The organism is Longispora sp. NPDC051575 (genome assembly GCF_040681875.1).
Lineage (GTDB): Bacteria > Actinomycetota > Actinomycetes > Mycobacteriales > Micromonosporaceae > Longispora.
In genome coordinates, this window is the sequence record NZ_JBFAZP010000002.1 from 263,105 (window position 1) to 286,990 (window position 23,886).

General features: G+C 74.4%; 7 protein-coding genes. All 7 read left to right on the forward strand.

Annotation, left to right across the window (positions count from 1 at the left end; translation table 11 throughout):
* The first annotated feature begins 659 nt into the window (after positions 1-659).
* From AB0M43_RS05015 to AB0M43_RS05045, 7 genes are read left to right on the forward strand one after another with little or no spacing between them, the layout of a single operon-like run.
* Positions 660-3,797, forward strand: a complete 3,138-nt coding sequence (locus AB0M43_RS05015) for a thioesterase domain-containing protein (RefSeq protein ID WP_363721283.1) — start codon at positions 660-662, stop codon at positions 3,795-3,797.
* Positions 3,794-8,725 carry an amino acid adenylation domain-containing protein gene (locus AB0M43_RS05020; RefSeq protein WP_363721284.1) on the forward strand — a complete coding sequence of 1,644 codons (4,932 nt, stop codon included), beginning with the start codon at positions 3,794-3,796 and terminating at the stop codon, positions 8,723-8,725. Before AB0M43_RS05015 ends, AB0M43_RS05020 begins: the two co-directional genes overlap by 4 nt.
* Positions 8,722-14,169, forward strand: a complete 5,448-nt coding sequence (locus tag AB0M43_RS05025; protein ID WP_363721286.1) for an SDR family NAD(P)-dependent oxidoreductase — start codon at positions 8,722-8,724, stop codon at positions 14,167-14,169. The genes AB0M43_RS05020 and AB0M43_RS05025 overlap by 4 nt, the downstream gene beginning before the upstream one ends.
* Positions 14,169-14,363: an MbtH family NRPS accessory protein gene (locus AB0M43_RS05030; protein ID WP_363721288.1), complete on the forward strand. Its 195-nt coding sequence runs from the start codon at positions 14,169-14,171 to the stop codon at positions 14,361-14,363. The genes AB0M43_RS05025 and AB0M43_RS05030 overlap by 1 nt, the downstream gene beginning before the upstream one ends.
* On the forward strand, positions 14,363-15,997 hold the full coding sequence (locus AB0M43_RS05035) for a condensation domain-containing protein (RefSeq protein WP_363721290.1): 1,635 nt from the start codon (positions 14,363-14,365) through the stop codon (positions 15,995-15,997). The genes AB0M43_RS05030 and AB0M43_RS05035 overlap by 1 nt, the downstream gene beginning before the upstream one ends.
* Positions 15,994-21,483, forward strand: a complete 5,490-nt coding sequence (locus AB0M43_RS05040) for an amino acid adenylation domain-containing protein (protein ID WP_363721292.1) — start codon at positions 15,994-15,996, stop codon at positions 21,481-21,483. The genes AB0M43_RS05035 and AB0M43_RS05040 overlap by 4 nt, the downstream gene beginning before the upstream one ends.
* The gene (locus AB0M43_RS05045) at positions 21,480-23,858 is read left to right on the forward strand and encodes a non-ribosomal peptide synthetase (RefSeq protein ID WP_363721294.1); all 2,379 of its coding nucleotides are present in this window, start codon (positions 21,480-21,482) and stop codon (positions 23,856-23,858) included. Before AB0M43_RS05040 ends, AB0M43_RS05045 begins: the two co-directional genes overlap by 4 nt.
* Positions 23,859-23,886 lie beyond the last annotated feature (28 nt).

Consider the following 23,886-nt stretch of genomic DNA (forward strand, 5'->3'; position numbering starts at 1 on the left):
AACCTTCCCGTGCGCGGCCATGGGGGAGGGAGTCCACTGTGATCATAGGACCGGGAATCCGTTTCACAGGAAGCCCCTCGGACCGACACTCGCGCGGTTCCCGGTCGCCCCGGGTACCGCTACCGATCTAAATGGGTATTTGGGTGTGTCCGCATTCCACCCGTGTCCGGAATGGACGAAGCGCCGTACGGGCCGCGCAATTCCCCCATCAGGCGAGGCTTCGGTCACCCTTCGTGCCTGTTGGAGCCATCGATGCTGGGCAAAGGCGGGAACAACACCATTTCTAGTGTCATCTATATGACAGACGCGATGACCTACCGTAGTGATCGATCTCCATAACTCGCCAGTGTTACTCCTATTAGGCCGTTTACGTCACCCGACGGATGCGTCGATTTTGACCGGAGCTATGCGTGATCGATCCGTTCTCACACTGTGCTATCCGCACTTCGCCTGAGACGTCTCAGGCCGGCCGGACCATTCCACAATCGACTCGACTCAAATAGCCTTCCTGCCACCCGTCCTTTCCGGTCGATGCCGCGACCCGTCCACCGGATTCCCCCGAGTGACAATTTGGAATGCTCACCCATGCGCCCTAGGCAGTCCACGGCCGGATCCGGCCGTATTTCGTCACCGTCCTGTCTCGCCCCGGGGAGCGCGCGATGACCCTGCCCAAAACCGGGAACGCCGGCGGAACCTTCGTCGCGGCCACCCGCCCCGACGCCGACGTGCTGCTGTTCTGCCTGCCGTACGCGGGGGGCGGGGCGGGGGCGTTCCGGGCCTGGCGCGGGGCCTTCCCCGCCGCCGTCGACGTGCAGCCCGTCCAGCTGCCGGGGCGCGAGAACCGGCTCGCCGAACCGGCGGAGTTCACCCCGGAACTGGTCGCCGCCGCGATCGCGGGGCGCGCCGACCGGCCGTACGCGATCTACGGGCACAGCATGGGCGCCCGGCTCGGCTTCGAGGTCATCCGGTGCCTGCGCCGGACCGGCGCGCGCCTGCCGGAGCGGTTCTACGTGGGCGCCTCCCGGCCCCCGGACCTCGTCGAGCCGATCGCGCAGCTCGCCCTCGAACCCGACGACGCGTTCGTCCGGGCGCTCGAGGAGCTCGGCGGCACCCCCGCCGGCGTGCTCGACGTGCCCGAACTGCGCGAGCTGCTGCTCCCCGCCCTGCGTGCCGACTTCGCGTGGATCGACAGGTACCGGTACGAGGACGAGGAGCCGCTGGCGTTGCCCGTCGTCGGGTTCGCCGGCGGTGCGGACCGCTCGGTCCCGCCGGAGCTGATGGCCGGCTGGGACCGGCACACCGGGGCCGGGTTCCGGCTGCACACCCTGCCGGGCGACCACTTCTTCCTCAACGCGGACCTGGCTGAGGTCGTGGAGCTGATCAGCGCGGACCTGCTCGGGGCGGTCGGCGGCACGGCGGCGGTGGCCCCGCCCGCGCCCCGCCGGGCCGCTCCCCCGCGCCCCGGCCCGGCCCCGCACCACGTCCCCCTGCCCGGCACCGACTGGACCGTCTGGCGCCAGGCGCTGCTCCGCACCACCGGCTTCCCCGCCGACGGCCTCCACCGGCTCACCGCCGCCGAGCTGGCCCGGGCCGCCGACGCGCACCTCGACGGGCTGCTCGACGCCGACGGGTACGCCAAGGCGTACGGGTCCGCCGCCGCCCAGGTCAGCGCCGAGATCTGGGCCATCGCCACCGACCCGCTGTTCCGCGAGGCGGTGACCTGGCAGAACCGCAACGCCCTGTACGCGCTCGACGGCATCGCGAACCAGGGCCCGGTTGCGCCCCGCAACTCCAAGCGCCGTCAGCGCGAGGAGATGGTCGCCCAGTACTGGCAGCGCTACTGCTCCAAGAACGAGACCGTCGGCTTCTTCGGCCCGACCACGTGGATCGACCTCGACCCGCAGGGCCCGAACGTGACCGCGACCCCCGGCCCCGGGCTGGTCCGCACGCGCCGGGTGTACTTCGAGCACTGGGCGCTGTCCGCCTTCGCCGAGGCCGTCACCGCCGACCCGCGCGCCCGGCAGTGGCTGGTGCCGTCCGTGTCGCCCCAGCTGACCCTGGACGGTCGCCAGCTGGTCCGGGTCGCGCAGGCGCCGCTGGCCCTGTCCCCCGCCGAGGCCGTCCTGTTGGCGGCGTGCGACGGGCGGCGGCCCGCGATCGAGGTGGCCCGGGCGGCCGTGGCGGCGGAGGGCTCGCCGCTGCGTACCCCCGAAGACGCTCTGATTTCGCTCGGTCTGCTCGCGGAGCGGGCCCTGGTGCGGTGGGACGTCGACCTGCCGATGCGGATGCACGCCGAGGACGTGCTGGCCGAACGCCTCGCGGGGATCGGCGAACCCGACCTGCGGGACCGGGCGCTGGACGGGCTGGCCCGGCTGCGCGCCGGCCGCGACGCCATCGAGGCGGCCGGCGGCGACCCGCACGCGGTGCGGGCGGCGCTGGCGGCGCTCAACGAGATCTTCGTCGAGCTGACCGGGCAGGAGGCCGAGCGCCGGGCCGGGCAGATGTACGCCGGCCGGACCCTCGTGGTCGAGGAGTGCGTGCGCGACCTGGAGGCCGGGATCGGCGGGGCCGTGCTGGAGGCGATGGCCGGCCCGTTCGGGGTGCTGTTGCAGGCCGCGCGCTGGCTGACCGTGGCGACGGCGGACGCGTACCTGGCCGTGCTGCGCGACTTCTACGACGAGCTGGCCCGCGACCTGGGCACCCCGGACGTCCCGTTCGGCCAGCTCTGGTACCTGGCGCAGGGCATCTTCTTCGGCCGGGGCGAGCGCCCCGTGGACGATGTCGCCGCGGAGTTCACCCGGCGCTGGTCGGAGCTGTTCCGGCTGGACCGGTTCGGCGACGACACCCGGACCGTGGCCCTGAGCAGCGCGGACCTGGCCGGGCCGGTCGCCGAGGTGTTCCCCGCCGACCGCCCCGCCTGGGCCGCCGCCCGGATACACAGCCCCGACCTGCACCTGTGCGCCACCAGCGTCGAGGCCCTGGCCCGGGGCGAGTTCAGCCTGGTGCTCGGCGAGCTGCACGCCGCGTGGGCGACCCTGGACGCCGGCCTGTTCCTGGTCGGTTCCGACGAGGTCGAGGAGCTGCGCGCGGCCCTACTCGCCGACGTCGGCCCCGGCCGGGTGCTGCCGCTGTACCCGCTGGACTGGCTCCGCTACACCTCCCGGCTCGCGGGCGGCCTGGACAACGACACCGACTTCCAGCTGGGCATCCTGCCCGGCCCGGGGGCCGATCCCGACCGGCTGATCCCGGTGACGGCGCTGACCGTCTCCGACGACGACGGCGAGCTCGTCGTGCACGGCCGGGGCGAGAGCTGGCCGCTGATCGCGATGTTCGCCGAGCTGATCGGCATCCACACCCAGGGCGCGTTCAAGCTGGTCGCGGCCACCGGGCACACGCCCCGGATCACCGTGGACCGGATGGTGGTGGCCCGCGAGACCTGGCGGACCACGATCGGCGGCACCGGCCTGGCCGACGTGAAGGGCGAGCAGGCCCAGTTCCTGGCCGTCCGGCGCTGGCGGGCCGCGTCCGGGCTGCCGGAGACCGTGTTCGTCTCCATCGCCACCGAGACGAAGCCGTGCTATGTGGACCTGGGCAGCCCGGTGTACGCGACCATCTTCTGCTCGATGCTCCGCGCCGCCCGGCTCAGCGACGGCGACGACGTCCGGGTGACGATCACCGAGATGCTGCCCACCCCCGACGAGGCGTGGGTACCCGACGCCGCCGGCCAGCGGTACTTCTCCGAGATCCGGGTCCAGGTGTGCGACCCGGAGCCCGCCGCCACCGGGCGGTTCCTGTGACCGGCCTGCTGTGCGACCTGGTCACCGACCAGGCGGCCCGGACCCCCGACGCGGTGGCGGTCCGGCAGTGGGACACGGTCGTGACCTACCGGGAGCTGGTCGGGCGGGCCGCCGCGCTCGCCGCCGTCCTGCGCGAACACGGGGTCGGCCCCGAGGTCCGGGTCGGCGTGTGCGGCAGGCGGGTGCCGGGGATGCTCAGCGCCGTCCTCGGCGTGCAGCTCGCGGGCGGGGCGTACGTGCCGCTCGATCCGGCGCACCCGGCGGAGCGGCGCGCCCTGATGATCGCCGACGCGGGCGTGACCGTCGCGGTGGTCGACGACGCCGGGGCCGGGGCCCTCGCCGGTAGCGGGCTGACCCTGCTGCGGGTGCCCGACACCCTCGCCGAGGTGCCCGACTGCCCGGCGGCCCCGGACAACGCGGCCTACGTCATGTACACCTCGGGGTCCAGCGGGCAGCCGAAGGGCGTCGTGGTCGAGCACCGCAACGCCGTGCGGTTCGCCACCTCGACGGCGGAGATCTTCGCCCTGGACGCCGACTGCCGCAGCGTCGGGTTCGCCGCGCTCGGCTTCGACGTGTCCGTGCTCGACTTCTACCCGCCGCTGTCGCGCGGCGGTTCCCTCGCGTTCGTGCCCGAGGCGGACCGGATCGACGCGACCCTATTGCAGACGTTCCTGGAGGAGCACCGGGTGACCTGGGGCGTGCTGCCCCCGGCCCTGCTGCCGCTGCTGCACCCGGAGCGGCTGCCCGACCTGCGCGACGCCCTGACGGCCGGCGAGTCCCCCGGGCCCGACCAGGTGGCCCGGTGGTCCGCGCCGCCCGGCAGGCGGTTCTTCAACTGGTACGGGCCGACCGAGTGTTCCTGCATCGTCGTCGGCACCGAGGTGACCGGGGTGTGGGAGACCACCCCGCCGATCGGGTACCCGCTGCCCGAGTGCGCCGCGTACGTGCTCGACGAGGAGCTCGCGCCCTGCGCCGACGGCGTACCCGGCGAGCTGGTCATCGGCGGCCCGCACGTGGTGCGCGGCTACCTCGGCCGCCCCGGACTGACCGCCGAGAAGTTCGTGCCCGACCCGTTCGGGGACGTCCCCGGGGCCCGGCTGTACCGGACCGGTGACCGGGTGGTCCGCACCCCCGAACACGGCATCGTCCACCTGGGACGGTTGGACCGGCAGGTCAAGGTCGCCGGCCAGCGGGTCGAACTCGGCGAGATCGAGGCCGTGCTGCGCGGGCACGCCGACGTCGCGCAGGCGGTCACGGACGTCGCGGTCGGGGCCTCGGGGCTGCCGGAGCTGGTGGCGTACCTGACGCCGGACGGCGCGCCGGACCTGGCCGCGCTGCGCGGGTACTGCGCCGATCTGCTGCCCGGGTACATGGTGCCCACCCGGGTGGTGCGGCTCGGGGCGTTGCCGTTGAACAGTTCCGGCAAGGTGGACATGGCTTCGCTCCGGGGGCTGCACGAGGCCGCGCCGGACGCCGGTCGCCGCGCCCCGGCCACCCCCCTCGAACACGCCGTCTCCCGCGCCTGGTCCCGGGTCCTCGGCGTCGGCTCCCCCGGCCTCGACGACGACTTCTTCGCGCACGGCGGGCACTCGCTGCTGGCGATGCGCCTGGTCGAGGCGGTCCGCGCCGATCCGGGCCGGGCCGTCACCGTGGAGGACGTCTTCCTCGGCCGCACCCTCGGCGGGCTCGCCGACCGGGCGGAGAAGGCCGCCGCGCACGTGGACCTGCCGGTGCGTCCCGGCCAGCTGCCGGCCATGTCCGGGGCCCAGCGCCGGGTGTGGTTCGTGGAGCGGCTCGCCGGGGACACCCCCGCGTACAACATCGCGTTCGCCGAGCGGCTGCGCGGGCCGGTCGACCCCGCCGCGCTGGGCCGGGCCCTCGGCGCCGTCGCCGCCCGGCACGAGGTGCTGCGCTGGCGGTTCCCCGACACGGCCGGGGCGCCCTACGTCGTGGTGGACCCCGCCGGGCATCCCGTGCCGGTGGCGGTCGACGAGAACCAGGACCCCGAATCGTGGCTGCAACGGCAGGCCCAGCGGCGGTTCGACCTGGCCGGGGACGCGCTGTGCCGGGTCCGGCTGCTCCGGCTCGCCGCCGACGAGTACCTGCTCGCGCTCACCGTGCACCACACGGTGTTCGACGGCTGGTCCCAGGACCTGCTGTACCGGGACCTGGCCACCGCGTACGCCGCCGAGCTCGCCGGGGTCGCGCCGGACCTCCCCGCGCTGCCGGCCACCTTCGCCGACTACGTGGCCTGGCAGGCCGAACGCGAACGCTCCGACGACGAACTCGCCTGGTGGACGGACCGGCTGCGCGGCGCGCCCACGGTCCTCGACCTGCCCCGCGACAGGCCCCGGCCGGCCGTGCAGACGTTCCGGGGCGCGAGCGCGCGGGCCGGCCTCGACGCCGCCGGGGCGGTCCGGGACCTGGCCGCCCGGCTCGGCACCACCCCGTACGTGGTGCTGCTGGCCGGCTTCGCCCAACTGCTGCGCCGCCTCACCGGGCAGCAGGACCTGATCATCGGGGTACCGGTCGCCGACCGGGGCCACCCGGCCTTCGAACCGATGATCGGCTTCTGTGTCGACACCGTGCCGCTCCGGCTCGCCGTGCACGACACCGCCGACTTCGCCGAGCACGTCCGGACCTGCGCCGAGGCCCTGACCGCCGCGCTGGCCCGGTCGGCGACCCCCCTGGAGCGGGTCGTCACCACGCTGGGCGTCGAACGCGACCTGTCCCGCAACCCGCTCGTGCAGGTCCTGTTCAACATGTACAACTTCGCGCAGCCCCGGCTGGAGCTGCCCGGGATCGCCGCCGAGCCGGTGCCCGCCGGGCTGCCCGGCTCGCTGTTCGACCTGACCCTGTACCTGTCCGAGAACGCCGACGGCTGGGACCTGCAGGCCGTGTACAACCCCGACCTGTACCGGCCGGAGCGGATCGGGGCGCTGCTCGACGGGTACACCCGGCTGGTCGGGGACCTGGTCGGCGCGCCGGGGGCACCGGTGGGGGCGGCGTCGCTGCGTACCCCCGAATCGGTCCTGCCCGACCCGACCGAGCCCCTGGCGGACTGGGACGGCCCCGGGGTGGTCGAACGGATCGAGGCCGTCGCCGCCGCGCGACCCGGGGCGACCGCCGTCACCGGCGAGGGCGGCACCCTCGACTACGGCCAGCTCGTCGACCTGCGCCGCCGGACCACCGCCGCCGTCGCGGGCGCCGGGTTCGGGCCGGGGCAGGCGATCGGCGTGCTGGCCACCAGGCAGGTCGAACTTCCAGGACTCCTGCTCGGGGTACTGGCCAGCGGCGCCCGGTGGGCCGTGCTCGACGCGACCCTGCCGCCCGCCCGGCTGGTCGCGCAGGTCCGCGCGGCCGGGTGCGGGGCGCTGCTGGTGTGCCCGGGGGTGGCCGTGCCGGCCGAGCTGGGCGGACTGCCGGTGCTGACCGTGCCCGCCGTGGGCGCCGAACCCGTGCCGCCGGCCGGTCGGACCGCCAGCGTCGACACTCCGTCCACAGCGGACGGTGCGCGCGGCTACCTGTCCTTCACCTCCGGCACCACCGGCGAACCCAAGGCCGTCCTGGCCGGCGAGCGCCCCCTGGCGCACTTCCTCGACTGGTACCCGTCGGAATTCGGTCTGGGCCCCGACGACCGGTTCGCGCTGCTCGCCGGGGTGGCGCACGACCCGCTGCTCCGCGACGTGTTCGTGCCCCTGGCGCTGGGCGCCACCCTGCGCGTGCCGCCCGGGGACCTGCCCCGCGACCCGGTGCGCCTCGCCGGGTGGCTGGCCGCCGAGGGCGTCACCGTGGCGCACCTGACCCCGCCGCTGGCCCGGGTCCTGGCGGCCGTGCCCGGCGGGTCGGCCCCGGCGCTGCGCCTCGTCGCGTGCGGCGGCGACCAGCTCGGGTACGCCGACGTGGCCCGGCTGCGCCGGTTCGCGCCCGGCGCGCGGATCGTGAACCTGTACGGCACCACGGAGACCCCGCAGGCCCAGGCGCACCACCCGGTCGGCCCCGACCACCCGGCCAGCGGCCCGGTGCCGGTCGGCCGGGGTGTCGACGGCGCGCAACTGCTGGTCCTCGGGCCGGCGGGGCAACCGGCCGGCGTCGGGGAACTCGGCGAGGTCGTGATCCGCAGCCGGTACCTCGCCGAGGGCTACGCGACCGACGGCGTCCTGGACCCCGCCCGCAGCCGGGACCGGTTCTCGGCCGACGGGACGGAGTACCGCACCGGGGACCTGGGCCGTTACCTGCCCGACGGCGACGTGCTGCTCGCCGGGCGCGGCGACGACCAGGTGAAGATCCGGGGCTTCCGGCTCGAACTCGGCGAGGTCGAGGCCGCCCTGCTGGCCCACCCGGACGTCCGCACCGCCACGGTGTTCGCCGAGACCGACCAGGGCGAGACAGTGCTGCGCGGCTACGCCGTGCCCGCCGGGAGCCTGACCGTCGAGGGCCTGCGCGCCCATCTGGGCACCCTGCTGCCCGGGCACGCGGTCCCGGCCACCCTGACCCTGCTGCCCGCCCTGCCGCTCACCCCGAACGGCAAGGTGGACCGCGCCGCGCTCCCCCGGCCCACCACCCGGCCCACGGCCGGCGGGGCGGACACCCCGGCCACGGACACCGAACGGCTGATCGCCGGCACGTGGTGCGAGGTGCTCGGGCTGCCCCGGGTCGGTACCGGCGACAACTTCTTCGAGATCGGCGGCCACTCGCTGGCCATCGCCGCCGTGCAGGCCCGGCTGTCCGCGCTGCTGGAACGCGACGTGGACATCCTCGACCTGTTCCGGCACCCCAACATCCGGGCGCTGGGCGCCCACCTGGACGGCACCACCCGCACCCCGGGACTCGACCGCGCCGCACACCGTGTGGCCGCGCGCCGTGACCGTACCCGCCGCACAACCACGGTCCGAGCGGCCGCGGACGAGAAGGGCCGTGACGCATGAACGACGACGAAGCAGCAGTCGAACCCATCGCCGTGATCGGGATGGCCTGCCGCCTGCCCGGGGCCGGCTCCCTCGCCCAGTTCTGGCGCAACCTCGTGGAGGGCGTCGACTCCACCCGGGACTACACCCTCGACGAGCAGCGGGCCCTCGGCGCGCCCGAGGACGAGGTCAGCGACCCGGGCTTCGTCCCGGCGGCCCTCGTCCTGGACGAGATGGAGTCCTTCGACGCGCAGCTGTTCGGGATCACCCGGCGCGAGGCGGAGATGCGCGACCCGCAGCACCGGCTCTTCCTGGAACTGGCGCACGCCACGCTGGAGAACGCCGGCTACGACCCGGCCCGCTACGACGGCGACATCGGCGTGTACGGCGGGATCGGCGCCGACGAGTACGGCTGGCGCAACATCCGGCGCAACGCGACCGTGATGGCGTCCTCCGGCGTGCTGTCCCTGCTGACCGGCACGCACTCGGACTACCTCGCCACCCACGCGTCGCACAACCTCGGTCTGCGCGGCCCGAGCCTCACCCTGCACACGGCGTGCTCGACCACCCTGGTCGCGCTGCACCTGGCCTGCGAGGCGCTGCGCAACGGCGAGTGCGACATGGCCCTCACCGGCGGCGCGTCGATCGAACTGCCGCACGGGCTCGGCTACGTGCACTCCGAGGGCGACATCCTCTCCGCCGACGGGCGGACCCGCACCTTCGACGCCTCGGCCACCGGCACCCTGTGGGGCAGCGGCGGCGGGGCGGTACTCCTCAAGCGGCTGTCCGACGCCCTCGCCGACGGCGACCACGTCCGGGCGGTGATCCGGGGCAGCGCCGTGAACAACGACGGCGCGAACAAGGTGAGCTTCGGGGCCCCCAGCGTGGAGGGCCAGGCCATCGTCGTCGCCCAGGCGCTCGGGATCGCGGGCGTGGACCCGCGCACCGTCACCTACGTCGAGGCGCACGGCACGGCCACCGATCTGGGCGACCCGATCGAGGTCAGCGCCCTGTCGAGCGTGTTCTCCCAGGACACCGACGACATCGGCTGGTGCGGTCTGGGTTCGGTGAAGTCGAACATCGGCCATCTCGGCCCGGTCGCCGGCATCGCCGGGATCATCAAGACGGTGCTGTCCATCGAGCACGGCCTGATCCCGCCGAGCCTGCACTTCGAGCGGCCCAACCCGAAGCTGGCCCTGGACACCAGCCCGTTCTACGTGAACGCGGCGCTCGCCCGCTGGCAGCCGGACGGCCCGCGCCGGGCCGGGGTCAGCGCGTTCGGGATCGGCGGGACCAACGCGCACGCGGTCCTGGAGGAGGCCCCCCGGGCCGGGGCGCGCGACGGGTCCGCCCGGCCGACCCAGCTGGTGCAGGTGTCGGCGCGGACCGCCACCGCGCTGACCACGCTCACCGAGCGGCTCGCCGAGCACCTGGCGGCGCACCCGGAGCTGGACCTGGCCGACGTGGCGCACACCCTGCGGGTCGGCCGCCGCGACCTGCCGCACCGGCTCGCCGTGACCGCCACGGACACCGCCGACGCGGCCAAGGCCCTCGGGGACCGCAAGCGCCGGCTGACCACCACCGGGCCGGTACAGGCGCGCCGGGTGGCGTTCCTGTTCTCCGGCCAGGGCGCGCAGTACGTGGGGATGGGCGCGCAGCTGTACCGGACCGAGCCGGTGTTCCGCGGCTCCGTGGACGAGTGCCTGCGGATCCTCGGCGGGGACCTCGGCCGCGAGCTGCGGGACCTGCTGCTGTCCGAGGGCGCCGACGCGGCGCGGCTGAACGAGACCGAGCTGACCCAGCCGGCCCTGTTCGTCGTGGAGTACTCGCTGGCCCGGCTCTGGGCGTCGTGGGGCGTGACCCCGGCCGGCATGATCGGCCACTCGATCGGCGAGTACGTGGCCGCGACGCTCGCCGGGGTGTTCCACCTCGCCGACGCGCTGCGCCTGGTCGCCGCCCGGGGCCGGCTGATGCAGTCGATGCCGGCCGGTGCGATGCTCGCCGTGCGCCTCGACGAGGCCGAGCTGGTCGGCCGGCTGCCCGAGGGGCTGTCCGTGGCCACGGTCAACGGGCCGGCGGCCTGCGTGGTGGCCGGCCCGACACCGCTGGTCGAGGAGTTCGCGGCCCGGCTCGACGCCGACGGGGTGGGCCACAAGGCGCTGCGCACGTCGCACGCGTTCCACTCGCCCATGATGGAGCCGATCCTGGCCGAGTTCCACCAGCTGGTGGAGGCCGTGGAGCGCCGGGCCCCGCAGGGCGCGTTCCTGTCGAACCTGACCGGGGACTGGATCAGCCCGGGCGACGCGACCGACCCGTCGTACTGGGCCCGGCACCTGCGCGAGGCCGTCCGGTTCGGCGACTGCGTGCAGCGGCTGCTGTCCGACGGGGACTGGCTGCTCGTGGAGTGCGGGCCGGGCCGCCAGCTGGCCGGGCTCGCCCGGATGCACCTGGCGCGCGGGGCCGTCGCGCCGCTGGCGAGCCTGCCCTCGCCCGGGGAGCCGAAGAGCGACCTGGAGACGCTGTACGCGGCGGCCGGTCAGCTGTGGGCCTGCGGGGTGGCGCTGGACGGGGAGACGTTCGGGGACCGGGGCCGGCGGGTGCCGCTGGTGCCGTACCCCTATGAGCGCAAGCGGCACTGGATCGAGCCGACCATGGCCGACCCCACCGCGACCGCCACCGCCGCGTCGGGCCCGCGCCCGGTCGACGAGTGGTTCACGGTCCCGGTGTGGCGGCAGGAACCGCCGACGGAACCGGGCGCGGTGTTCGAACGCTGCCTGGTGTTCGACGAGGGCACGGCCGTCGCCGACGGGCTGCGCGCCGCCGGGGTGGACGTCGTCCGGGTCCGGCCGGGAGACACCTTCACCCACGAGTCCGACGGGTACGCGCTCCGCCCGGCCGAACCGCACGACTACGACCTGCTGCTCGCCGACCTCGCCGGCGCCGGCGGCCTCCCGTCCCGGGTGGTGCACGCCTGGGCGCTGTCCGGCGAGCCGGCCGGCGGGGACCCCGACGGCGCGTGGCGGGCCCAGGACCTGGGCTTCTTCAGCCTGCTACACCTGGTGCAGTCCGTGGCCGCCGCGCAGGTCACCGCGCACGTGGACATCGTGACCACCGGCACCCAGGACGTGACCGGCGACGACACCACCCGGCCGGAGCACGCCACCGTGGCGGGCATCGCGAAGGTCGTGCCGCTGGAGTACCCGGCCATGACGGTGCGCCACCTCGACATCGCCGGATCCACCCGACCGGGAGACCTGGTCGCCGAACTGCTCCGCGAGCCTGCCGGGGCGGTCGCGCTGCGCGGCGGGCACCGCTGGACCCGGGACTACCAGCCGGTCACCGTGCCGGCCGGCGGCACCGGACTCCGCGAGGAGGGCGTCTACCTGGTCACCGGCGGGCTCGGCGGCCTCGGCATCACCCTCGCCGAGGACCTCGCCCAGCGGGTCCGGGCCCGGCTGGTGCTGCTGGCCCGTTCGCCACTGCCCCCGGAGGAGGAGTGGGACCGGCACCTGTCCGTGCACGGCGTCTCCGACCGGGCCGGCCGGGCCATCGCGGCGGTCCGCCGGATGCGGCAGGCCGGCGCGGAGATACTGGTGCTCGCCGCCGACGTGACCGACGTGGCCGACCTGCGGGCGGTACGGGACAAGACCCTGGCCGCGTACGGGCGGCTCGACGGGATCGTGCACGCTGCCGGCGTCCCCGGCGGGGGCATGGCCGAGGTCAAGGACCGGGCCGCCGCCGAGGCGGTGCTGGCCCCCAAGGTGCGGGGCACGCTCGCCCTGCACGGCGCGTTCGGCGACCTGACCCTGGACTTCGTCGCCCTGTTCTCCTCGGTCACGGCGGTGACCGGCGGCTTCGGCCAGGTCGACTACTGCGCGGCCAACAGCTTCCTGGACTCCTACGCCCGGGGCGCGCACGGCTGGGACGCCCGGGTCACCGCGCTCAACTGGGGCGGCTGGCTGGAGGTCGGGATGGCCGCCGAGGTGGCCGCGCCCGCCGGGTTCCGGGCCCAGCAACGCGGCGACCGGGTCGCCGTCGTGGACCACCCGGTGATCACCGACCGGCACGCCTCCGACGGCGCGGCCCTGCCGTGGTGCGGCGGCGTGGTCGCGCCCGACACGCACTGGGTGCTCGACGAACACCGGATCTCCGGCGTACCGGTCATGCCGGGCACCGGCCACCTCGAGAACGTCCGCGCGGCCTTCGCGGCGGCGCGCCCCGGCGAGCCCGGCCAGGCCGTGGAGCTGCGCGATGTCGTGTTCGTCCGGCCGATGGCGGTCGCCGACGGCAGCGGGGCCGAGGTGCGGGTCGCCTTCACCGAGGGCGACGAGGGCTGGGACTTCGAGGTGACCAGCGTGAGCGCGGGCGCCAGCGAGACGCACGTGCGCGGGACCGCCGGCTGGGTCGACCCCGGTCCGACCCCGGTCGCCGACCTCGCGGCGGTCCGGGCGCGCTGCCAGCTCGCCGCGCACGACATCGGCGCCGAGGGCGAGCGCTCGGGCTCCGGGCTGCTCACGTTCGGCGCGCACTGGCGGAGCCTGCGCCGGGTCGAGGTGGGCCAGGACGAGCAGTTCGCGGTGCTGGAGCTGCCCGAGGCGGCGGCGGCCGACCTGGCGCGCTGGGTGCTGCACCCGGCCCTGCTGGACGAGGCCACCTCGTTCGGGCTGACGGCCGAGGGCCAGTACCTGCCGATGGGCTACGGCCGGCTGGTGGTCCGCGCGGCCCTGCCGGCCCGGCTGTACAGCCACCTGCGGTACCGGCCGGGCGGCGGCGGGGAGATCGTGTCCGCCGACCTGTCGCTGTACGACGCCGACGGCCGCGAACTCGTGGCGATCAGCGACTTCGTGCTGCGCCGGATCGACACGGCGGCGATGACCGACACGGTGCGCCAGGGCGCGCACGCCGCCGGCAACCGGCCGGGTCCGGTGGCCTCCACCGCGACCGGCATCGGGCTGGCCGACGGGGCCGAGGCGTTCCGCAGGGTGCTCGGCCGGGACCTCGGGCGGCAGGTGGTGATCACCGCCCAGCCGCTGACCCAGGTCTTCGCCGGGGTCGCGGGCCTCACCCAGGAGACCGTGGCCGGCGACCTGGACCCGGTGGCGGTCGACACGACCCAGCGCGAGGGGTACGTCGCGCCGCGCACCGAACTGGAGGCCACCCTGGCCGGGGTCTGGCGCGACGTCCTCGGCATCGACGCGGTCGGCGCCGACGACGACTTCTTCGAGCTCGGCGGGAACTCCCTGGTCGCGGTGCAGCTCATCTCGCAGATCCGCAGGACGGTAGGCGTCAAGCTGCCGATGCGCAGCCTGTTCGAGACGGCGACCGTGGCCGGGATGGCCGTCGTCGTCCAGGGCCTGCGCGACGCGCCCCAGGCGGCGGCGCCGGCGGCCGAGACGAGCATCCCGAGGCTACCGAGGCCGCGCGCCGGCCAGAACACGACCACCACAACGGCGAGGGGGCAGTGATGAGCGGGACACGTTTCGCGGTCGTCCGCAACGACGAGGCGCAGTACTCCGTGTGGGCCGAGGGCAGGGAACTGCCGGCCGGTTGGCACGCGACCGGGTTCTCCGGTACCCGGGAGGAGTGCCTGGCGCACATCGAGTCGGAGTGGACCGACCTGCGTCCGCTCAGCCTGCGCCAGACGATGGCGGGTGCGTGATGACCGAGGTGGTGACGCACGACGCCCCCGAGGTCTTCGTGGCGCCGGCGTCCTACGCGCAGGAGCGGGTGTGGTTCGCCAGCCAGCTCGCGCGGGACGTGCCGCTGTACCACGTGGCGGGCGAGGTCACGCTGCCCTACGCGGTGTCGTACGAGCAGCTGGGCGACGCCCTGCGGGTGGTGTGCGAGCGGCACGAGACGATGCGCACCTCGTTCCGGATCGACGACGGCGTCCTGATGCAGGTCGTGCACCCGGACATCGTGCTGCCGGTGGAGCTGCTCGACCTCTCCGCGCTGCCCGACGCCGAGACCGACGCCCGGATCGCCGCGCTGCTCGCCGGCATGGACGGCGCGGACCTGTCCCTCGTCGATCCCCCGCTGTGGCACGGGACGCTGGCGCGGCGCGGAGCGGCGGACTGGGTGCTGCTGATCGTCGCGCACCACACGCTCTTCGACCTGGAGGCCGTCCGGAACCTGGAGTCCGAACTGGTCGAGCTGTGCGCGGCCGTGGTCGAGGGCCGCGCGGCCGTACTGCCGGAGCTGCCGATCCAGTACGCCGACCACGCGGTGTGGCAGCGCGACGGGATGGAGGCCGGCCGGCTCGCCGAACTGAACGCGTTCTGGAGCCGGGAACTCGACGGCCTGCCCGCCGTGCACACCCTGCCCGCGGGCCGGGTCCGCCCGGCCGAACGCACCTACGCCGGTTCGGAGATCCTGTTCGACTTCCCCGACGACATCGTCGAGGGGGTCCCGACGGTGGCCCAGCGGTGCGGGGCGACGCCGTTCATGGTGATGCTGGCCGGGTACGCGGCCATGGTCCACCAGTTGTCCCGCGCCACCGACGTGGTCGTCGGCGTGCTGGTCGCGGGCCGGGAGGTGCCCGAGACCCGGGCGCTGATCGGCATGTTCGTCAACCTGGCGGTGTCCCGGATCGACGTGTCCGGCGACCCGACGTTCGCGGAGCTGGTGGCGCGGGTCCGCGACCGGCAGCTCGGCGTCTGGGACCACCAGGACATGCCGTTCCAGAAGCTGGTCGAACTGGTCGGCACGCACCGCCTGCCGGGGGTCCCGCCGGTCTACCAGCTCGGCTTCAACTACGTCGACTTCGGCTTCAGCGGCCGGGCGACGGCGGCCGAGGACGACCTGCTGCTGGAGATCAGCGGGAGCCGGGGCCGGTTGGAGTACAGCACGGACGTGTTCACCGGCTCCGACGCCGAGGCCATGGTCGACGGGTACCTGCGGGTGCTGTCCGCCGTGCTCGCCGACCCGGCGGCGCGACTGTCCACTGTCGATGGTGGTGCCGCGCCCGCTCCCGCCGCGGAGGGCGTGGCGGCCGTCGAGGTGGAGGCCGCGTTCGTCGCGCCCCGCACCGCCGCCGAGGAACTGGTCGCCGAGGTCTGGTCCGAGGTCCTGGGCGTGTCCCGGATCGGCGCGCTGGACAACTTCTTCACCCTCGGCGGGCACTCGCTGCTCGCCCTGCGGGTGATCGCGCGGATCAGCGCCGCGATCGAGATCGACCTGCCGATCCAGGCGTTCTTCGTCGACACCACCGTGGCCGGAGTCGCCGCGCAGGTCGAGAAGATGCTGCTGCAGGAACTGGACGACACCGAGAACGCATCCGAGGGGACGCCATGACCGCCGTGGACAGCGTGGCCGATCCGAAACGGGCCGCGATGGAGGCCCGGCTGCGCCGCCGGGTCGCGCCGACCGAGTCGGGGATCCCGCGCCGGCCGGACGGGGAGGCCCCGCCGCTGTCGTACGCGCAGGAGCGGGTCTGGTTCATGGAGCAGTTCGCGCCCGGCACGGCGGCCTACGGGTCCCCGCTGCTGGTCCGGCTCGGCGCCGACCTCGACCTGGAACTGCTCGCCGCCGCGCTGACCCAGGTCCGGGCCCGGCATGAGAGCCTGCGGATGCGGTTCCCGGCGACCGAGGACGGCAGGCCGACGGTGGTGGTGGACCCGCCGTCGGACGTGGAGCTGCCGGTGCACGACGCGGCCGACGTGGCCACCGCCGAGGCCGAGATGGCGCTCGCCGCGCTGCGGCCGTTCGACCTGGCCACCGGGCCGCTGATGCGCGCCGCCGTGTGGCGGGTGGCCGGGGGCGAGAGGCACCTGCTGCTGGTCGACCTGCACCACATCGTCACCGACGGCTGGTCCAACGACACCCTGCTGGCCGACCTGTCGGGTACCTACGAGGGCCTGCGCTCCGGCGTCCCCACCACCCGGCGCACCCCGGTCGGCTACGGCGACTTCGCGGCCTGGCAGCGCGAGCAGATGGCCGGGCCCGGAGTCCGCCGCCACCTCGACTACTGGCTCGAGCAGCTCGCCGCCGTGCCCGCGCTGGAGCTGCCGACCGACGCACCCCGGCCGCCGACCCAGTCCTTCGACGGGGCCTCGCACCACTTCCGCCTCGAAGGGCCGCTGGTCACCGCGTTGACCGCCCTGGGCCAGGCGCACCGGGCGACCCTGTTCATGGCCCTGCTCGCCGGGTACCAGACCCTGCTGGGCCGGTACTCCGGTCAGCACGACTTCGCGATCGGCTCCCCCGTGGCCGGCCGGTCCCGCCCCGACCTCGACGACGTGGTGGGCATGTTCGTCAACATGCTGCCGCTGCGCGCGGACCTCAGCGGCGACCCGACGGTGGGCGCCCTGCTGGACCGGACCCGCGACGGGGTCCTCGACGCGCTGGCGCACCAGGACGTGCCGTTCGAGCAGGTCATCAACGAGCTGCACCTGGTCCGCGACGTGAGCCGCTCGGCGCTGTTCCAGGCCATGCTGGTCCTGCAGAACTACACCGCGCCGACCGACCCGGACTCCCCCGACCTGTCCTGGCGGCCGGTCGAGCTGCCGGCGACCCGGTTCGACCTGGAGCTGCACGCGTACCCGGTCGAGGGCGGCGGCCTGCAGTGCCGGTTCGTCTACAACACGGCCCTGTTCGGCGCCGACACCGTGGCCCGGCTCGCCGGGTCGTTCGGCACGCTGCTCGCCGACCTTGTGGCCCGGCCCGACGCGCCGGTCTCCGAGCTGGAACTCCTCGACGCGGCCGAGCGCGACCTGCTGCGCGCCTGGAACGCCACCGAGGTTCCGGCCCGGCCGGACTCCTCGCTGCCGGCGCTGTTCGCCGAGCAGGCCCGGCGCGCCCCCGACGCGGTGGCCGTGACCGACGCGGGCGGATCCCTGACCTACGCGGAACTGGACCGGGCGTCCAACCGGGTCGCGCACCGGCTCCTCGCCCTGGGCGCCGGACCGGAGACCCTGGTCGGGATCGGCGCGGACCGCGGCGCGCGGCTCGTCGTCGGGCTGCTGGGCATCCTCAAGACGGGGGCGGCGTACCTGCCGTTGGATCCGGAGTACCCGGACGACCGGCTGCGGTACATGCTCGCCGACTCCGGTTGCGCGCTGCTGCTGGCCACCGACGCGCTCGCCGCCCGGGTGGCCGGCGACGGCGTCACCCACCTGCGGCTCGACGAGGAGACCGATGGGCACGAGCACGCCGTGGACGTACTCGTGCCCACCGACGCGGCCGCGTACCTGATCTACACGTCCGGCTCGACCGGGCGGCCCAAGGGCGTCGTCAACGCGCACCGGGGCGTGCTCAACCGGCTCGACTGGATGCAGTCGACGTTCGGGCTCGGCGCGGACGACACCGTGCTGCAGAAGACCCCGGCCGGGTTCGACGTGTCCGTGTGGGAGTTCTTCTGGCCGCTGACCACCGGCGCGCGGCTGGCCATGGCCGCGCCGGGCGGGCACCGCGACCCGGCGTACCTGCGCGAGGCGGTCGGCGAGCACGGCGTCACCACCGTCCACTTCGTCCCGTCGATGCTGACCGCGTTCCTCGCCGACATCGACGCGGCCGAGGACCCGGCTGCCGCCGCCGCCCGGTGCGCCACCCTGCGCCGGATCGTGTGCAGCGGCGAGGAACTGCCCGTGGAGCTCGCCCGGCGGTGCGTCGAGGTGCTGCCCTGGGTGAGCCTGCACAACCTGTACGGGCCGACCGAGGCCGCGATCGACGTGACCGCCTGGCACTGCGCGCCCGGGGCGCTCGCGGTCCGGACCCGGGTACCGATCGGCGCGCCGATCGCCAACACCCGGGTGCACATCCTCGACGAGCACCTGCGCGAGGTACCCGTCGGGGCCGTCGGCCAGTTGCACATCGGCGGGGTCCAGGTCGCCCGGGGCTACCACCGCCGGCCCGCCCTGACCGCCGAGCGGTTCGTACCCGACCCGTTCGGGGCGTCCGGCACCCGGCTGTACGCGACCGGTGACCTGGCCCGGTGGCGGCCCGACGGGCAGGTCGAGTTCCTCGGCCGGGCCGACGGACAGGTCAAGCTGCGCGGCCTGCGGATCGAACTCGGCGAGATCGAGATGGTGCTCCGCGAGCGCGCCGACACCCGCGACGTCACGGTGGCCGTGGTCGAGGTGCACCCGGGCGACAAGCGGATCGTCGCCTACCTGGTCACCGATGCCGAGCCCGACGCGGCCGCCCTGCGCGCGGACCTGCTGCTGCGGCTGCCCGACTACATGGTGCCGTCGGCGTTCGTCCGGCTGCCCGAGCTGCCGCTGTCCCCCAACGGCAAGCTGGACCGGGCCCGGCTCCCGCTGCCCGAGGTGGCCACGGTCTCCGACAAGGAGTTCGTCGCGCCGCGCACCGACACGGAGATCACCGTCGCCGGGATCTGGTGCGACGTGCTCGGCGTCGAACGGGTCGGCATCGACGACGACTTCTTCGCGCTCGGCGGGCACTCGCTGCTGCTCACCCAGGTCGCGGCCCGGCTCCGGCCGCTCACCCAGGGCACGGACGTCCGGGTCGGCGTGATGGACCTGTTCCAGAACCCGACGGTCCGGGCGCTCGCGGCCCTGCTCAGCGGCGAGGCGGACTCCGGTCCCCGGCGGCTGCTGTACGAGCTGACGAGGCCGAACCCGCGCCCGGAGCGCACCTACGTCTGCGTGCCCTACGGCGGCGGCTCGGCGGTGGTCTACCAGACCGTCGCCTCGGCCCTGCCCGCCGGCCACGCGCTGCTCTCGGTGGCGATCCCGGGCCACGACGTCGGCCTGGACGAGGACTCGCTGCCGTTCGACGAACTGGCCCGCCGGTGCGCCGACGAGGTGCTCGAACGCGTCCACGGCCCGCTGGTGCTCTACGGCCACTGCGGGGTGGGCGGCGCGCTGATCGTGGAGATGGCCCGCCTGGTCGAGGCCGCCGGCCGCGAGGTGGAGGCCGTCTACGTGGGCGGGGTGTTCCCGTTCGCGAAGCCGACCGGCCTGCTGACCCGGTTCAACACGTGGCTGGAGGACCTGGCCGGCAACCGGAACTACACGAACTGGCTCAAGTCCATGGGCGTGGACATGGACGAGCTGGACCCGGTGCAGGCCGACCGGATCATCAGCAACATGCGCAGCGACGGCAAGAACGCCGAGGCGCACTTCACCGCCCTGATGGCCACCGACCCCGTGAAGCTCAAAGCCCCGATCATCTCCGTGGTCGGCGAGCGCGACCCGATCACCGACTACTACCAGGAGCGGTACCGGGAGTGGCGGTTCCTCACCGACACCGTCGCGGTGGTGGTGCTCGACGAGGCCGGGCACTTCTTCCTGCGGTACCGGGCCGAGGACGTCGTGGAGATCATCACGCGGACGCACCTGGACCTGCCGGCGGAGTCCGCGCAGCTCACCCCGCCGGACACCGAGCCGGGTACGCCGGCCCGGCGCTGGTGGCTGTCGGCGGTGTCGCGGGCCGGCCAGGCCTCCGACCTGGGCGCGCCGGTCGAGCCGACGATGAGCAAGTTCACCATGGTGTCCCTGGGCCAGCTGGTCTCGGTCACGGGTTCGCTGCTGACGGCCTGGGCGATCCCGATCTGGTTGTACGTCACCACCGGCTCGCTGCTGTCGATCGGCATCTCCGGCGTGACCGTGGTGCTGCCGATCCTGCTGGCCACCCCGATCGCGGGGGCGCTGGCCGACCGGTACGACCGGCGCAAGCTGATGATGGCGGCCGGACTCGCGGCCGGTTCCGTCGAGTTCCTCTTCGCCGTCCTGCTGCTGCGCGGCAATCCACCGGTCGCCGCCGTGTACGCCGTCGTGCTCGTCGTCTCCTTCGCCGGCACGTTCCAGCGGATCGCGTTCGCCGCCTCGATCCCGCAGCTGGTCCCCAAGCGGTTCCTCGGGCACGCCAACGGGGTCGCCCAGCTGATCAACGGCACGGCGATGCTGTTCGTGCCCCTGATGGCGGCCGGCCTGCTCGCCGCGATCGGCCTGCGCGGCATCCTGGTCCTCGACGTGGTCAGCTACGTGTTCGCGCTCAGCGTGCTCGCCGCCGTGAGGTTCCCGAACCTGATGGGCCGGATCCGCAAGGAGACCTTCGGCGAACAGGTCCTCGGCGGCCTGCGCCTGTACTGGGGCGCGCCGGGCTTCCGGGCCTCCATCCTGGTGCACGGCTTCAGCAACCTGCTCTACGCCGCCCCCGTGCTGCTGGTGCCGCCCTTGGTGCTCGCGCACGGCACGGCCGGGGACGTCGGCCGGGCCGCGTTCGCCGAGGGCCTCGGCGCCGTGATCGGCAGCCTCGCCATGACGATCTGGGGCGGCCCCCGGGCCCGCCGGATGGTCGGCAACCTGCTGGTGACCGCCGCGTCCGGCCTGTTCGTGGCGCTGACCGGCCTGAGCGGGAACCTGCTCGTGATCATGGTGGGCGCGTTCGGCACCGGCCTGTTCCTGGCCATCGCCAACGGCATCTACGTGACGGTCATCCAGGTCAAGATGCCGCAGCGGTACCACGGCCGGGTGCTGGCCCTCAACCAGACCCTGACCTGGTCCACGCTGCCCGTCGGGTTCCTGGTCCTGGTGCCGGCCACCGGTCTGCTGGAGCCGCTGATGGCCCCGGGCGGCAGCCTGGCGTCCACGTTCGGGCAGGTGCTCGGCACCGGACCCGGGCGGGGCATCGGACTGGCGTTCGTGGTCTTCGGCCTCCTGATGACCGTCAACGCGCTGCTCGGGCTGACCGTCCGCCGGCTCGCCCGGCTCGACATCGAGATGCCCGACTCGCTGCCCGACGACCTGATCGGCGCCCAGCTGCTCGCCGCCCGCGACACCGCCGCGCCGGCCCCCCGAGAGAAGGCACTGGTATGAGCGAGGCCCTGACCAGGCTCCCGTCCTGGACCACCGCGCCCGTCGACGGGCACGGGACGGTGCGGGTGCCCGCGCCCGAGGGGGTGCCGGCCGCCGCCGGGCGGTTCGGGGTGCCGGCGTCCGTGCTGGGGCTGGCCGCCCTGGCCCGGGTCGCCGGGGTGCTGGCCGCGGAAACCGACATCCTCATCGGGTACGGGGACCGCGGCGCCGTGGCGGCCACCACCCGGGGGGTGACCTGGCGGGAACTGGTCGACGAGGTGCGCGCCCAGACGGGTGAGGGGACCGCCGTGGTCGCGCCCGGGGCCGACGGGGACCGCTCCGTCGACCTCGCGTTCGGCGACCGGGCCGGGGCGCCGCTGACCGTGGACCTCGCGGGCGACACGCTCGTGGTCCGGCACGACCTGCGGGTCGCCGACCCGGCCCACGCGGAACGGATCGCCGGTTACCTCGCGACGGCCCTGGCCGCCCTGGTGACCACCCCGGACGCCCCCGTCGAGTACACCGACCTGCTCTCGGCCGCCGAACGGCACCACCAGCTGCGTGAACGCGGCGGGGACATCCGGGAACTGCCCGCCGAACGGTTCCACGAGATCTTCGCCCGGCGCGCCGCCGTACACCCCGGAAGGGTCGCGGTCGTACACTCCGGGGTTTCCTACTCCTACGCCTGGCTGGACTCCGCCGCCAACCAGATCGCGCACGCGCTCCTGGCGCGCGGCCTGGCGCGTGAGGAGGTGGTGATGACGGCCACCGAGCGCACCCCGCACTGGCTGGCCGCGATCATCGGCATCCTCAAGGCGGGCGGCGCCTACCTGCCGACCGAGCCGGGCTACCCGGCGCCCCGGGTCACCACGGTCCGGGAGCAGAGCGGCTGCCGGATCGTGCTCACCGAGCCCGACGTGGCCGGCACGCCGGAGTACGCCGGGCTCGCCGAGGCCCTCGCCGAGCCGGGTGTCGTGGCGCTGGCCGTCGCCGACCTCCTCGACGCCGGGCACCCGGCCACCGACCCGGGGGTGGCGGTCGGACTCGACCAGCTGGCGTACATCTACTTCACGTCCGGGTCCACCGGTCGGCCGAAGGGTGCGATGTGCACCCACCACGGCATGATCAACCACCTGGTCGCGAAGATCGCGGACTTCGAGCTGGACGAGAACAGCCGGGTCGTGCAGAAGGCCCAGCAGACGTTCGACATCTCGCTGTGGCAGCTGATCGCGCCCCTGACGCTGGGCGGCAGCACCCTGATCGCCACCCGCGACGAGATCCTCGACGTGCGCGGCTTCCTGGCCACCGTGGCGGCCGGCGGCGCGACCGTCGTGCAGGTCGTACCGTCCTACCTGGACGTCCTGCTCCGGATCGCCGAGGACTCCCCCGACGCGCACCTGGGCGGGGTGCGGTTCGTCAGCGCGACCGGCGAGGCCCTGAACCGGACCCTCGTCACCCGCTGGTTCGCCCGGTTCCCCGACATCCGCCTCGTCAACGCGTACGGGGCAACCGAGGCGTCCGACGACACCAACCACGAGATCATGTCCGGGGTACCGGCCGGCGAGCTCACCCCCGTCGGCCGCCCCGTCACCAACGTCGTCCTCTACATCCTCGACCCCGACGACCGGCTCGTCCCCCTGGGCACCCCGGGCGAGATCGTCGTCTCCGGGGTGTGCGTCGGACGCGGGTACGTCAACGACCCGGAGCGCACCGCCCTGGCCTTCGGCGAGGACCCGTTCCGCCCCGGCGAGCGGATCTACCGCACCGGCGACTTCGGCCGCTGGCTGCCCACGGGCTCCGTCGAGTTCCACGGCCGGCGCGACGAACAGGTCAAGGTCAACGGGATCCGGATCGAACTCGGCGAGGTGGAGGCCCGGATCCTCGACCACCCCCGGGTACTCGCCGCCGCCGTCATCGTCACCCCCATGCCCGGTGTCGGCAAGAGCCTGGTCGCCTTCTACGAGACCGGCGACGGCCTCCCCGACACCGAGCTGCGCGCACACCTGCGGGCGGCCCTGCCGGCGTCCTCCGTCCCGTACCAGCTGGTCGCCGTCGACCGGCTCCCCCTCAATCCCAACGGCAAGGTCGACAAGCGGGCGCTGGCCGCCCACGCGCGGACCCTGACCGGCCCCGCCGGGGCTTCCCCGGACACCGCCACGGAGTCCGGCCCGCGCACCGCCACCGAGGAGCGTCTCGCCGCCGCGTGGGCCGTCGCCCTCGACGTGCCGGTCGAACGGATCGGCGGGGACGCGCACTTCTTCGAGATCGGCGGGGCGTCGTTGTCGGCGCTGCGGATGGTGGCCGAACTCGACGGGCTGATCACACTGCCGCAGCTGCTGGCGCACCCGGGGCTCGGGGAGCTGGCGGCGATCGTGGACAAGGAGGCGGGGCTGTGAGCGTGGAGACGTTCGAGGCCAACGGGTT

Bases quoted from the DNA above. Each gene is read 5' to 3' on its own strand.
- AB0M43_RS05015 (WP_363721283.1), top strand. From the start codon at position 660: ATGACCCTGCCCAAAACCGGGAACGCCGGCGGAACCTTCGTCGCGGCC.
- AB0M43_RS05025 (WP_363721286.1), top strand. From the start codon at position 8,722: ATGAACGACGACGAAGCAGCAGTCGAACCCATCGCCGTGATCGGGATG.
- AB0M43_RS05030 (WP_363721288.1), top strand. From the start codon at position 14,169: ATGAGCGGGACACGTTTCGCGGTCGTCCGCAACGACGAGGCGCAGTAC.
- AB0M43_RS05035 (WP_363721290.1), top strand. From the start codon at position 14,363: ATGACCGAGGTGGTGACGCACGACGCCCCCGAGGTCTTCGTGGCGCCG.
- AB0M43_RS05040 (WP_363721292.1), top strand. From the start codon at position 15,994: ATGACCGCCGTGGACAGCGTGGCCGATCCGAAACGGGCCGCGATGGAG.
- AB0M43_RS05045 (WP_363721294.1), top strand. From the start codon at position 21,480: ATGAGCGAGGCCCTGACCAGGCTCCCGTCCTGGACCACCGCGCCCGTC.